At 72.4% G+C, this 14013-nt stretch carries 5 protein-coding genes; all 5 read right to left on the bottom strand.

Annotation, left to right across the window (positions count from 1 at the left end):
* Positions 1 to 129 precede the first annotated feature (129 nt).
* The 5 genes from AB0M18_RS34740 to AB0M18_RS34720 are packed head-to-tail and all read right to left on the bottom strand — an operon-like array spanning position 130 to position 13820.
* The gene (locus AB0M18_RS34740) at positions 130 to 6573 is read right to left on the bottom strand and encodes an amino acid adenylation domain-containing protein (RefSeq protein WP_365765169.1); all 6444 of its coding nucleotides are present in this window, start codon (positions 6571 to 6573) and stop codon (positions 130 to 132) included.
* 5 nt (positions 6574 to 6578) lie between these two features.
* The gene (locus AB0M18_RS34735; protein WP_365765166.1) at positions 6579 to 8069 is read right to left on the bottom strand and encodes a hypothetical protein; all 1491 of its coding nucleotides are present in this window, start codon (positions 8067 to 8069) and stop codon (positions 6579 to 6581) included.
* Complete coding sequence (locus AB0M18_RS34730) at positions 8066 to 8884, bottom strand: alpha/beta fold hydrolase (protein ID WP_365765164.1); 819 nt, start codon at positions 8882 to 8884, stop codon at positions 8066 to 8068. Before AB0M18_RS34730 ends, AB0M18_RS34735 begins: the two co-directional genes overlap by 4 nt.
* Complete coding sequence (locus AB0M18_RS34725; protein ID WP_365765162.1) at positions 8881 to 12036, bottom strand: amino acid adenylation domain-containing protein; 3156 nt, start codon at positions 12034 to 12036, stop codon at positions 8881 to 8883. The genes AB0M18_RS34730 and AB0M18_RS34725 overlap by 4 nt, the downstream gene beginning before the upstream one ends.
* Before the next feature lie 2 nt (positions 12037 to 12038).
* Entirely contained in the window at positions 12039 to 13820 is a 1782-nt protein-coding gene (locus tag AB0M18_RS34720; RefSeq protein WP_365765160.1) for a non-ribosomal peptide synthetase, read from the bottom strand.
* Positions 13821 to 14013: the final 193 nt, after the last annotated feature.

The raw sequence follows: 14013 nt of genomic DNA, 5'->3' as shown, positions 1-14013 counted from the left end.
TTTCCCTTCCCCCTCCCCCCCCTCCCCGGGCGGGGTGGGGGTTGTTTTTTTTGTTTTGGGGGGGGGGGGGGGGGGGGCCGCCCCCCCCCCCCCCACGGCCGGAACTTTCCGTGGTTCCAGGAAGAGGGGCTAGAAATCCAGCACGATGACCCCTTCACCGAGGAGGCTCTCCTCGTGGCGGACCTGGCGCGGGGCAACCAGCTCTGCCTGACCCGCGACGGTCGCATGGGTGAACAGCTGTGCCACCCGGACCGCGCTGGAGAAGTGCTCGTTCAGCAGCGCGTGCAGGCGCAGCACCTTCAACGAGGAGCCGCCGAGCTCGAAGAAGTTCTGGTCGATCCCGGCGACCGGGCCGCCGAGGACGTCCTGCCAGATCGCGCAGATCTGCGCCTCGGTCGCGGAGCGCGGTGGCGTGGCGGAGACGGGCTGGTCGGACAGGAAGCGCGGGAGCGGCAGGGCGGACCGGTCCTGCTTGCCGTTCGCCGTCGTCGGAATCGCGTCGATCACGATGAACTCGGCGGGGACGAGGGCCGACGGCAACTGCTCGGCCAGGTGCGAGCGCAGCTGCGACGACAGACGGTCCGTATCGGCGCCCGCACGAGGGACGGCGTACGCCACCAGGTGGTACTCCTCCGTGCTGCGGCGGTGCGCCACGACGACGCACGCGGACACCGACGGGTGCGCCAGTGCCACGCTCTCGATCTCGGCGGGGTGCAGGCGCACTCCGTTGATCTTGAGCTGGTCGTCGATCCGGCCGCGGACCTCCAGCAGCCCGTCGGGGCGCAGCCGGCCCAGGTCACCGGTCCGGTAGAGCAGGTCCGACGCGTCGGCGCGCTGCGGGTTCGGCAGGAAGGCCGTCTCGTTCGCCTCGGAGTTCTCGAAGTAGCCGAAGGTCCGGAACGGCGTGCGGATGAGGATCTCCCCCAGCTCGCCCACACCGCACAGCTCACCGTCGCGCATCAGGACGGCCTGGCACTGCGGCAGCGGCGAGCCCACCGGCAGCAGCTGCGGCAGCGCGGCGTTCCGCGGGACGCGGTACGCGAACTTCGCCATCGTCGTCTCGGTCGGGCCGTAGAGGTTCACCACCTCGGCGGAGTTCGGGAGGACCTCCCGGAACCGCTGGACGAGCGCCGCCTTGAGCGGCTCGCCGGCCAGGAAGGCCAGTCGCAGATCGCCCAGGCCGGTACCGGCCGACGCGTCCAGCAGCCATGACTGGAGCACCGTCGGTGCCGCGTGAAGCACCGTGATCCGCTCCCTCACCAACCAGGAGAACACCGCCTTCCCGCCCAGCACGTCCTCGGGCCCGGGCAGCACCGTGGTGCCGCCGCTGACCAGGCCGACAAGCGTGTCACGGAGCATCACATCGAAGGAGGAGCTGGTCAGCTGAGCGCACCGGTCCTGCGACGTCACACCGAACTCCTGGCTCTGCCAGCGCAGGAAGTGGGTCAACGAGGCGTGCCGGCCCAGGACTCCGCGGGGCGTGCCCGTGGTTCCCGAGGTGAAGAACAGGTACGCGGGGGAATCGGGGTCCACCGCCGGGAGCGCCACCTCAGGGGCCGCCGGGAGCGACGCCTCGCGCCGCGCCGGCTGTGACAGCCCGGTACCGGCGTCCACGGTGGTCTGCGGCATGCGCTCGATGACGGCGGGCTGCGGCTCGTCGGCCTCCTCGACCCGGACGCAGAACACCGGAGCGCCGACGTCGACCAGGTGCCGACGCCGCCCTGCCGGAAGCGCCGGATCCACGGGGAAGAACACGGCGCCGCTGCGCAGCACCGCCAGCATCGCCACGACGAACCCCGGACTCCGCGGCCCCGTCACCGCGACCACCTGTCCCCGCCGGCACCCCGCCGCGACCAGGTGCCGGGCGAGCTCCTCGGAGCGGTCGACCAGCTGCCGGTAGGTCAGGGCGGAGCCGCCGTGGCTGACGGCCGTGGCGTCCGGTGCGATCGCGGCCCGGGCCGCGATCAGTTCGGTCACCGGCGGCTGCGCGGGCGCGTCCATCGGCGTCGCCAGGGCCGCACCGGCATGGGCGTCACCGGGCAGGACCAGGGAGTACGCGTCCAGCGGGCGGTTCGGTGCGGAGACGACCTGGGTCAGCAGTGCGCTGAACTGCCCCAGCATGGCCGCCGCGCGGGCCGCCGAGCAGGAGTCGGTGCGGTAGACGAGCTCGATGTGCAGGGCCGCGTCGTCCCGCTCCGAGATGTAGAACGTGAACGGCAGCTTGGCCTCGGGCTCCCAGAGGGTGTCGTCGAACGACGTCTCCACGCCGTCGATCACCGCCTCCTCGTGGAGCCGGCCGAGGTAGTTGAGCAACACGTCGAACACGGGACTGCGGTCGAGGCGCCGCACCGGGTTGAGTCGCTCCACCAGCAGCTCGAACGGCGCGGCCTCGTGCGCGTAGCCCTCGTGGAGCCCGGCGCTGACCCGGGAGAGCAGGTCGAGGAAGGTCGAGTCGCCGGCCAGCTCGGTCCGCAGCACGAGCGTGTTGAGGAACAGGCCGACGATGCTCTCCGTCTCGACGGCGTCACGGTTGGCCACCGGGTAGCCGACCACCACGTCCGACTGGCCGCTGAGCCGGGACAGGAGCAGGTTGAGCGCGGCCATGGTGATCTCGAACGGGGTCGTCGAGGTCTGCGCCGCGAGCCTGTGCAGTGCCGCGCCGGTCTCCACGGGCACGCTCCGCGCGAGGCGGCCGTCGGCCCGGCCGCTGCCCTGGGGCTCCGGCGCGTCCGTCGGCAGTTCGAGCTGGGGCGCGCCTTCGAGCTTGGCGAGCCAGTACTGCAGGTCGGGCTCGACCGCCCCGCTCGCCACCCGTTCCCGGACGGCCGCGGCGTAGTCGATGTACTGGACCTGCGACGGCGCCGGCACGGGCTGCGCCTGCGACGGATCCGCCCGCCGGCCGTAGAGGGCCGCGAGATCGCGCATCAGCAGCCGCATGGACCAGCCGTCACCCGCGATGTGGTGGAGCGTGAGCAGGAACCGGTGCTCGGACGGGCCCGTCCGGAACAGGGCGAACCGGACCGGTGCCTCCTCGGTGAGCCGGAAGGGCACCATGTCGTCGGTCTGCACCAGCCGTGCGACGGCCTCGTCCAGCTCCGCGGGATCGCACGCGGTCAGGTCGTGCTCGGCGTAGGCCAGGGGCAGCCCTTCCCGGACCCGCTGCGTCGGTGTCCCGCCGGCCACGTCGTAGGTGACGCGGAGCAGCTCGTGCCGGGCGACGAGGTCCTCCAGCGCGAGGCGCAGGGCGGGGACGTCCAGCGGGCCGCGGAAGGTCGCCAGCGTACGGATATGGTAGGCCGTGCTGTCGGAGTCGAGCTGCGACAGGAACCACATCCGCTCCTGCGCGAAGGACAGCGGGTGGCCGTCCGTGCGGGCGACCACCGGTATCCCGGTGTGGGTCCGTGGGGCCGTCTCGTCCACCAGGCGGGCCTGGGCGGCGATGGAGCGGTGGGCGAAATAGGCGGCCGACGGCAGGTCGAGGCCGAAGTGCTCGTTGACCCGGCTGGCCAGTTGCAGGGCCAGCAGGGAGTGGCCCCCGATCACGAAGAAGTCGTCCGTGCTTCCGAAGGCGTCGCTGCCGAGCAGTGCGGACCAGATCCCGGCCACCGCCCGCTCGGTCTCGGTGGCGGCCGCCACCCGCTCCGCGGTCGCCAGCTCCCCGTCGCCGAGCCGGGACAGCGCCCGGCGGTCCACCTTGCCGTTGGCGGTGAGCGGCAGGGTGTCGACACGCAGGAAGTGGGAGGGCACCATGTGGGTCGGCAGGCGGCGCAGCAGCGCCGCGCGCAGGGCTTCGTTGGAGGGCGCCGAACCGGTGGCCTCCAGGTAGGCGTAGAGCAGCCCGGTCTCCCCGCCGGTCGCGCGGGGGAGGATCACGGCGCGCTCGATCCCGGGTTCGTCCCGCAGCGCCTGTTCGATCTCGCCCAGCTCGACGCGCTGGCCGCGGATCTTGACCTGGTTGTCGCGCCGCCCCAGGTAGCGCAGCTGTCCGTCGGGCGACCAGCAAGCCAGGTCACCGGTGCGGTACATCCGGCCGGTGCCGTCCCCCTCCGCGACGAACGGGCCGGTGCCGAACGGGTCCACGACGAACCGCTCCGCCGTCAGCTCCGGGCGGTTCAGGTAGCCGCGGGCCACCTGGGCCCCGCCGATGCAGAGTTCACCGGTGACGCCGATCGGGCACGGCCGGCCGCTGTCGTCGAGGACGTAGAGGCGGTTGTTGGGCGCCGGACGGCCGAGGGTGACCGGCCGGTCGGGTTCCACGTGCAGCGTGGTGACGTCCACGGCCGCCTCGGTCGGGCCGTAGTAGTTGACCAGTCGCGCACCGTCGTCCCCGACGGCGCCGAAGAAGCTCCGCGCGAGGCTGCTGTCGAGCTCCTCGCCGCTGCAGACGCAGAACCGAACTCCCGGGAAGCCGTCCTGACAGGTATTCAGGTACTGGCTGAGCATGGACGGGACGAAGTGCACCACGCTCACCGCGTGGCGGCGGATGGCCGACCGGATCAGCTCGGGGTCGGACTCTCCCCCGGGCGGGAGCATGACCTGCCGGGCGCCGATCGTCCCGGGCAGCAGCAGTTCCCAGACGGAGACATCGAACGTGTACGGCGTCTTCTGCAGGATGACGTCGTCCTCGCCGAGGCCCAGGTCCTCCACCATCCAGTGCACCCGGTTGGCCAGGGAGCGGTGCTCGACCAGGGCTCCCTTGGGGAGCCCGGTGGACCCTGAGGTGTAGATGCAGTAGGCGAGGTCGTCCGGCCCCGCGGCGGGCGGCGGGTCGTCGGTGCGCTCCGACAGCGGACCGGCCAGGTCCAGCAGCGTCCGGCCGGTGAGGGCGGGGTCATCGGCGTCCCCGACCCGCAGCACGACGGCGCATCCGCTGTCGTCGAGGACGTGGCGGACCCGGTCGTCGGGGTCGGTCGTGCTCAGCGGCAGGTACGCGCCACCGGCCTTCAGGACGCCGAGGACCGCCGCCGTCAGATCGGCGGACCGGGCCAGCCGCAGCGCCACCAGGGAGCCGGTCGCCACGCCGTACTTGTCGCGCAGCGTCCACGCCAGTCGGTTGGCCTGCGCGTTGAGCTCGGCGAACGTCCAGGACCGGTGCTCGTCGACGACCGCGACGGCGTCCGGGGTGCGCCGGACCTGCTTTTCGAACAGCCTCACGACGGTGGTGTCGAGGTCGTACGGTGCGTCGGTGCGGTTGAAGCCGTGCGTGACGAGCTCGCGCTCGGCGGCGTCGAGCAGTTCGAGGGCCTCCACCGGCTCGTCCGGCCTGGCCACCGCGTCCGCCAGCAGGACCTCGAAGTGGCGCAGCAGCCGTTCGATGCGGTCGGCGTCGAACAGTTCGACGGCGTACTCGACGGTGGCGAGCAGCCCTTGGGGCGTCTCCGCGAAGAACAGAGTCAGGTCCATCTTGCTGTGGCCGTTGCCGACGCGGACCGCCTGCACTCCCAGGCCGGGCACCTGTTCGCCGGGCTCGCCGAAGCCCTCATCGGACATGATCATGATGTCGAAGAGCGCGTTGCGCCCCGCTTCGGTGTCGGCGCCCGCGTCACGGACCACCCGGTCGAACGGGTACTCGGCGTGGCCGAGGGCGCCGCGCACGGTCCGGTGGCTGCTGAGCAGCAGCTCGCGGAAGCTCGCGCCGGGCGGCACCGGATCGCGCAGCGCCACGCTGTTGATGTAGCAGCCGACCTGGTCGAACAGCTCGGGCAGCGGTCGGTTGACGGCGGAGGTGCCCAGGGCGATGTCCCGCTGCCCGCTGTAGCGGTACACCAGCACCCGCAGTGCGGCGCTGAGCGCGGCGAACGCCGTGGTCCGCTCCAGCCGGCAGAGGTCCCTGAGCGCGGCCACCGTCTCCTGCCGCAGGACGCGGGTGGCGTTCGCGCCGACGTGGCTGCGCACCGTCGGGCGGGGGCGGTCGGCGGGCAGGTCCACCCGCTCGACCGGCTCCTGGAAACGCTGCCGCCAGTACTCCCGGGAGGCGTCCAGGGCGCCGCTGTCGAGCACGGTCTGCTGCCAGACCGCGTAGTCCTTGTACTGGAGCCGGGCACCGTCCTCGGCCTCCTGCGGGGCTCCCCGCACACGTCGCAGGTAGGCGTCCAGCGCCTGGTCGAGGAGCACGGTCAACGACCATCCGTCGACCGCGATGTGGTGCGCCGCGAGGACCAGGACGTGACGGTCGGCGGCCTCCTGCACCAGCATCACGTGCAGCAGGCGCCCGGCGGCCAGGTCGAACGGGCGCGACACGAAGTGGTCGATCAGCCGGTCGGTCCCCTGGGCGGCGACCCGGTACGTCCAGTCCAGCTCCGCCTCGGCGGCCGGCCGCTGCCGGGGCACGCCGTCCACGCTGCCGAACACGGTGCGCAGCGCCTCATGGCGCCGCAGCAGCTCCGTGAACGCCTCCTTGAGCGCCTCGACGTCCAGCTCGCCGTCCAGCCGGTAGACGGCGGGAACCGTGTACGCGGCGTGGGCGTCGCCGGACTGGACAGCCAGCCACATCGTCAGCTGCGCCGACGACAGCGGGTACCACTCCGCGTCCGGGGCGGACGCGATCTCGCTGATGCTCTGCGGTGCGGTCATCGGGTTCACCTCGCGACTCGGGACTCGGCCAGTTCGGCGCGGCCGATCAGGACACCGCCGCAACTGGTGCGGCACACCAGCTCCAGTGCCTCGTACTTCTCCCAGGTCGGCAGCGCCGCGCGGAACAGCGGGGCGACCTGCCGCAGGAACGCGGCGGCCGGGTAGACCTGGTCCTCGGCATGCTCCGGGCTGTTCGGCGGCTTCGCGAGGACGTCCTCGATGGCGAGCCCGCGGACCACCTTGGCGTACTGCGACCAGCGGACGAGGGTCGAATCGCCCTCCTCCATCAGCAGGTGGAACATGCGCTGCGGCTCGGCGTCGGGGTCCACCGGACGGGCCCAGATGTCCTCCAGGTACTCCTCGTCGACCCAGGCGCGGCCCCAGGCGGTGTACTGTCCGCGGGCCGCCCGGGTGGCGCGCTCATGGAGTTCGGCACGGGCCGGCAGCGGGATCAGGTCCGCCTCGGCGGTGCCGTTGGAGTACATCGGCACGCTGGTGAACGGCCACTGCTCCGAGCTGACGACCAGGACGTAGAGGAGCGCGGCGGTCAGCGCGCAGCCCACGACGACCATGGTCGTGGCGACCGGCCCGTCGGAGGTGAAGACGTGCGTCGCCGGGCGGGCGCCGGTGACCTGCTCGATCAGCCAGGGCCAGTCGAACAGCAGCAGGTAGCACCACATCTGGATGTAGTAGGCCGGGAACATGACCCAGAGGATGACGATGTGCATGGCGATCCACGCCAGGACCATGGGCATGCGCAGGTCCCAGCTGAAAATGGCGGCCACCGCGCCGAGTTCGACGACCAGCGTGCCCCAGGCGGCCAGCCGGCACAGCCACGGCTTGGAGATCATCAACCGCGACAGCCACAGCCAGCGTGCCGCCGGCTGGGAGATCCGGAGGTAGAAGTTCAGCGCGGTGCCGTCGAACCAGCCCTGCCGGCCGAAGCGCAGCTTCGCGACGCCGGCGGCGAACAGGGTGTAGGCGAGTGCCACCAGCAGCAGGCAGGGGGCGAATCCCGACGTGAACGCGGAGTCGCGGGCCACCAGCAGGGGCCAGGCGGTGTGGTCGGCGAGCAGCCCGTCGAGCGAGAAGTCGTAGGACACCGAGAAGCACATGGCGAACAGGGTGTAGAGGGCTGCGTGGCTGGAGTGGTTGGCGCCCAGCGCACCGGCGTTCACCGCGTGCAGGAATGCGAAGCCCAGGAAAGCGAGGATCCCGGCGACCGGTTGCAACAGGCCCGCCGTCGCGGCGATCCAGGCGACGACGGTCAGATTCCTGACCACCACGAGCACCGCCGGGCGGACCCATCGGATGCCCAGGACGCGCAGTGCGAGAACGGGGGTGTAGAAGGCTGGTTCGGTCTTCGCGATGATCTTCGGCGCGAACATCGGCGTGGGCTGCTGGCTCACGCAGAGGACGAGCAGCCCTCCGTAGAGGACCGCCCTGAGGACGCCGGAGACCGGGGGCATCTCATGGAGCCACCAGTGGGTGATCATAGGGCTTCTTCCTCACCGTGAGAGATGTGAGTGGTCGATGGACCCGGTCCGGTCAACCGGTCGAGCAGGAGTCTGACCACCTCGCCGAACGTCCCCGGCGCCACGAGGAAGAAGTGGTCTCCGTGGAAGATCCGCAGTTCGTACGATCCGAGCGTGAGCTCGGACCAGGCCTCTGCGGTGCCCGGCCGCACCCGGGGGTCAATGTCACCGGTCAGCGCGGTCACCGGGACGCGCAAGGGTTGCCGGGGCCGGTGGCTGTACGTCTCCACGGCACGCAAGTCGGCACGCAGTGGCGGTAGGACCATCTGCCGGATCTCCGGGTGGCTGAGCAGCTTGACGTCGGTTCCCCCCATCGCCGCCAACTCGGCCGTCAGGGCGTCGTCGTCGAGGGCGTGCAACCGCCGCGGATCGTCGGGCACGGCCGCGCCACGGCACCCGGAGACGAACAGTCGCGCGACCGGCACACCGCGTTCTTCGAGGAGCCCGGCCATCTCGTACGCGACAAGAGCGCCCATGCTGTGTCCGAACAGCGCCAGCGGCACATCGTCGAGTCCGTCCGCCGTCAGCGCGGCGAGCACCGCGACCGCCAGCTCCCGGATGTCGGTGATCGACGGCTCCCTGTGGCGTTCCTGCCGACCTGGATACTGCGCCACCAGCACGTCCACGTCGCCGGACAACGCCTCCGAGAACGGGAAGTAGAAACTGGCGGAGCCGCCGGCGTGCGGCAGCATCAACAGGCGCGAGGTCGGACGCCTCGGTGCCGGGTGGAACCGGCACAGCCATCGCCCGGCGCGGGACCTGGTGTCGGTGGTCATGCCTGACCCGCCATCTCGGCCAGGCAGCGACGCAGCTCCACGTCCACACGGGCGGCAGCCTCGGCGCTGACGCCGTCCTCCCGCCACTGCGTGACGACCGTCCAGGAGCCGTCCGCGCCGGGAATCACCTCGATCACGAGCTCCATCGCGGTGCGCGGCGGCCGGATCCGTATGGGCGTCAGCTCGACACCGGCGCCCAGAGCGTCGACCGGCGGTGGCAGTTGGAGGACGACGAAGGTCTGGAAGAAGGGGTGGCGCCCTCGGGCGGGTGCCAGTGCGCCCACCACGTCGTCGAACGGCGTGCGCGCGTGGTCGAGGCCGTCCACGACCAGCCGCACCGCACGGGCGAGTACGGTGCTCGCGTCCTCTTCCGGCTTCGCCGCCAGGCGGACGACGAACGGGTTGACGAAGTAGCCGACGGTCGACTCCGGGACGGGGGCGAACCGGCCGGCCGTCACGGTTCCGAGCGCCGGGTCGGCGATCCCGAAGGTCCGTGCCAGGGCGAGCCCGGCCGCGGCCATGAGTCCGGTCAGGACGGGTCCGCCCAGACCCGCGCAGACCGCCGCCAGGGCTGTCACCGTTTCGGCGTCCACGCGGGTGGCGAGCTCCCGTCGGGCCGCCTCGGCGGCACCACCGGTGGGCGCCGGCAGGAACGGCTCGGGAGCCGGCCGCAGTTGGTCGGACCAGTAGGGGAGGTCCCGGTCGGCCCAGTCGGCGAGCTGGTGCGCCTCCCAGGCGGCGTAGCGCCGGTAGCTCAGCCGCCCTTCGTGCGCCGGTACGGGCCGTCCGGCGCAGCGGGCTTCGTAGGCGGCCCGCAGGTCGGCCACGAAGGCGTGCTCCGAGCTTCCGTCGAAGGATATGTGGTGCACCTGGAGGCAGAGCAGGTGCCGTTCGTCACCGATGCGGCAGAGCCTGAACCGCACCGGGATCTCGGAGTCCAGCGCGAACGGCCGGTCCCACCAGTCGGCGACGAGCGCCTCGGCGAGTTCCTGCGGTCCGCGCCCGTCGGCGTCGGACGGCGGCTCGACCTCTTCCAGGATTCCGCCGTCCGGCTCGGGCGGCAGGATCCGCTGCACCGGGCCCTCCTCGCCCCAGAGGTAGACCGTCCGCAGTGCCGCGTGCGACCGCAGGCACTCGGCGAGTGCCTCGGCGAGGATGTCCCGCCGGAGCGGACCGGCGAGCAGGTAGGCCAGCACGATGGTGTTGTCCGCCGCTCCCGGCGAGGCCATCTCGCCGAGCCAGAAGCGCTGTTGGGCGTGGGAGAGCGGGCCGTCGCTCTCCTCGTCGACTGCTTCCGGCAGTTCGTCGGCCCGCGCCGCACCGGCGCAGTAGGTGGTGATCGCCTCGACCGAACGGAGCCGGTAGACGTCGGCGGCGGTCAACCGGGCGTCGAGCCGTCGGCCCAGCCGGGCCGCCAGCCGGATGACGTCCAGGGAGTTCGCCCCGGCCTCGAGGAGGTCGTCGGCGGCGGTCAGCCGGGCCGTGCCCAGGAGTGCGCGCACCTCCGCCAGTAGACCGCCGGGGGCCTCGCCCACCGCCCGGACGCCCGCGGCCCGGTCGTCTCCGCCGGAGTCGGCTGCGGCCAGGTGCTCCTGGATCAGCGCGGCCATCGCCCGGCGGTCGGTCTTGCCGTTGGCGTTGCGGGGCATCCGGTCGACGTGGTGGAGGAGCGTGGGGACCATGGCGTCCAGCAGCCGGGTCGCCGCGAAGGCCCTGAGCTCCGGCGGGTCCAGGGGGCGCCGGTCGGCGGTGGTGTACCCGGCCACCAGGTGCCGACGGCTCCCCGACGGCGAGTCGACCACCACGGCGCAGGCCTTCGTGATCGAGGGGTGCGTCTCGAGGGCGGCCTCCACGTCGCCGGGCTCGATGCGGATCCCGCGGACCTTGATCTGGTCGTCGATGCGTCCGCGGTAGCGGAGCAGCCCGTCCGCGTCCCTCTGCGCGAGGTCGCCGGTGCGGTAGTAGCGCTCGCCCTCGAGGTCGAAGAAGCGCCGCCGGGTCTCCTCCGGGTCTCCGGCGTAGCCGAGGGCGACGCCGTCGCCGCCGACCGCGATCTCGCCCTCGTACTCGCCCGTGGCGGCGCCGGGACGGCCGTCCGGGTCCAGCAGCCGGACCACGGTCCTGGGCAGGGGCGTGCCGATGGGGATCTCGGTGCTGCCCTCGGCCACGTCGCCCGGCCGGACGACGTGGTGGGTGGCGAAGATCGTCGATTCCGCCGGACCGTAGCCGTTGACCAGGTGCAGCTGCGGGAAGTCGGCGAGGACCTGCCGTGCGGCGGCCACCGGGACCCGCTCGCCGCCGGTCAGCACCAGGCGCAGCCCCTCGAAGACATCGGGCCGGTCCTCGGCCAGCGCGGAGAACAGCGAACTCGTCAGCCAGACGCTGTTGACGCCACGGCGGACGGCGGCCATCAGGAGCTCCGCGTCCAGGGCGGCGGCACCGCGGTCCAGCAGCACGCTCCGGCCACCGTTGAGCAACGGCGCCCACAGCTCCAGCGAGAACGCGTCCCACGGCAGCGGTGACGCCTGGAGGAACACGGTGTCGGCGCCGACCGGGATCGCGGGACAGTCGACGACCGTCCTGAGGGTGCCGCGGTGCGGCGAGAGCGCGCCCTTGGGCCGACCGGTGGAGCCCGAGGTGTAGAAGACGCTCGCCGTGCGCGTGCCGTCGGTCTCCGCGGGGGGTGCGGCGGCGGGGTCGCCGGCGAACAGTTCGCCCGGCGTGACGGCGGGGACGCCTGTCCCGGCACCTACCTCCCCGGCGAGCTCGCCGTCGTCGGTGACGAGGAGACAGGTGTCCGTTCCGCGCACCGCGTCCGCGATCCGGAGCCGGGGCCACTGCGGGTCGACGGCCACGTAGGCGGCACCGGCCCTCAGGACGCCGAGCAGCGTGGCCACCAGGTCGATCGAGCGGTCCATCGCCACCGCGACCTGGGCGGCGACAGGCACGCCCCGGCGGCGCAGCTGCGCGGCGACGGCCTCGGCCCGTTCGACGAGCGAGCCGTAGCTGATCGTCTCCTCGGCCTGCTGGACCGCGACGGCGTCGGGACGGAGCCGGGCGTGGTGGGCGACCACGAGTTCTATCCGCTCGCCGTGGGCGTACGGATCGGGCGGGGCCGCGCCCCGGCGGGCGCGGTGGACGTCGGCTGCCATGCTCACTTGCCCGCCTCCGGCGTCCGTACCAGGTCGAGCTGCTCGGCCAGGCCCTGCACGGTGGTGTGGTCCAGCACGACCGAGAAGGCGAGCCGGGTGCCGAGTTCGCGGTTGATCCGGTGGCTCATCCGGAAGGCGAGCATGGAGTGCCCGCCCAGGGCGAAGAAGTCCTGGTCGCGGCCCACCCGTTCGACGCCGAGCAGGTCCGCCCACAGTGCGGCCACGTAGTGCTCGGTCTCGCCGACCGGTGCCGCGAAGTCTTCCGCGGTGTGGGCGTCGTGCCCTGCCAGCGCCTCCCGCAGGGCCGCGCTGTCTCGCTTGCCGTGCTGGGTGTACGGGATCTCGCTCCGGACGATGAAGCTGCTCGGCACCATGTAGTCGGGCAGGTCCCGCTCCACCCGGGCGCGCAGCTCCGCGATGTCCAGTTCCTCGCCGAGCACGACGAAGGCGACCAGTCGGCGGTCGTCGCCCTCGCCCTCGGCGAGCACGACGGCGTCCTGCACCTCGGGGTGGTGCCGGAGCGACTGCTCGACCTCGCCGGGCTCCACCCGGTAGCCGTGGATCTTCACCTGGTCGTCGGCGCGGCCGATGAACAGCAGCGCCCCGTCCGCACGCCGCTGTGCCAGGTCGCCGGTCCGGTACATCGGCATCGGGGCGCCGTCGGCGGTGACCGTCACGAAGCGCTCGGCTGTGAGGTCCGCGCGGTCGAGGTAGCCGCGGGCCAGGCCCGGGCCGCCGACGAAGATCTCCCCGCGCTCGCCCGCGGGCACCTCCCGCAGGTCCGCGTCGAGCAGCCGGACCGTCACTCCGGCGAGCGCGGTCCCGATCGGCACCGTGCCGGACAGCGCATCCGACTCGGTCACCAGGTGCGCGGTACAGGCGGTGGTGGCCTCGGCCGGCCCGTACAGGTTGTAGAGCTGTCCCTGGAAGCGGCCAGCGAGCAGGTCGCGGCAGGCGGAGGGCTGGAGGACGTCACCGCCGGCGCAGAGCACCCGCAGCGACGCGAACGCGTCCCGGTCCTCCCGCACGACGTGGTTGACCACCATGGTGGGCACGAGCATCGCCGAGACGCCGTACTCCTCCATCTGCCGCCGGAAGCCCGCGGCGAGCAGTTCCGGTGCCGGCGGCAGGACGACCATCTGGGCACCGGCCGCGAGGGTGGTCCACATCTCGAAGTGGAAGGCGTCGAAGGAGACGTTGGAGATCTGCCCCGTCCGGTCCTCGGGGTGGAGCTGCGGCAGGCCGAGGTTGGTCGCGAACGACACGATGTTCCGGTGCTCCAGCACGATCGCCTTCGGCCGGCCCGAGGAGCCCGAGGTGAACAGGACGCTCGCCGCGTTCTCCGGCAGCGGTGCCGCGCCCGCGCCCTGGCCGTCGAACCCGGCCCAGTCACCGATCGGCACGACCTCAGCGGGTACCGCCGTCAGCGAGCCGGCCGACGCCTGGTCGCTGAGGACGACCTTCGCGCCGCTGTCCTGCAGCATCCGGTCCCGACGGGCGTCGGGGTAGCGCTGGTCCACCGCGACGTAGGCCGCTCCGGCCTTGAGGACGCCGAGCACCGCGACGGCGAAGTCGATGGAGCGGGGCAGGTAGACCCCGACCCGGTCCTCGACGCCCACCCCGTGGCTGCTGAGCAGCGCGCCCACGGCGTCCGACCTGCGGTCCAGCTCCTCGTAGGTGAGCGTCGTCGTGCCGTCTCCGACAGCCGACCGTCCCCCGTGGCGCCGCACCGAGTCGGCAAAGAGCTCGACCAGGGTGGCGGCGCGTTCGTTCGTTGTCTTCACAGCTTCCTCCCGCACGCGTGCTCAGCGGCGGCGTGCGATCTCATCGTGGAATTCAGGCGATCCGGCGAGCCGGCGGTGTGAACGACCCGGCCGTGCCGACCCGGACCTCGTCATCGCCGCGGGCTGCGCGGCCCCGATCGGTGCGCGACGGCTGGTCGATCGGGGCCGCGGTCAGGGCGAGGACGGCTGCCCG

This window comes from Streptomyces sp. NPDC051909, assembly GCF_040681095.1.
Taxonomy (GTDB): Bacteria; Actinomycetota; Actinomycetes; order Streptomycetales; family Streptomycetaceae; genus Streptomyces.
The sequence above is the reverse complement of the archived record's forward strand: the minus strand, read 5'-3'. Positions and strand labels throughout refer to the sequence as shown.

What these genes read in the sequence shown, in the direction of transcription:
- AB0M18_RS34740 (WP_365765169.1), bottom strand. Translation starts at nt 6,573, where the DNA reads ATGACCGCACCGCAGAGCATCAGCGAGATCGCGTCCGCCCCGGACGCG.
- AB0M18_RS34735 (WP_365765166.1), bottom strand. Translation starts at nt 8,069, where the DNA reads ATGATCACCCACTGGTGGCTCCATGAGATGCCCCCGGTCTCCGGCGTC.
- AB0M18_RS34730 (WP_365765164.1), bottom strand. Translation starts at nt 8,884, where the DNA reads ATGACCACCGACACCAGGTCCCGCGCCGGGCGATGGCTGTGCCGGTTC.
- AB0M18_RS34725 (WP_365765162.1), bottom strand. Translation starts at nt 12,036, where the DNA reads ATGGCAGCCGACGTCCACCGCGCCCGCCGGGGCGCGGCCCCGCCCGAT.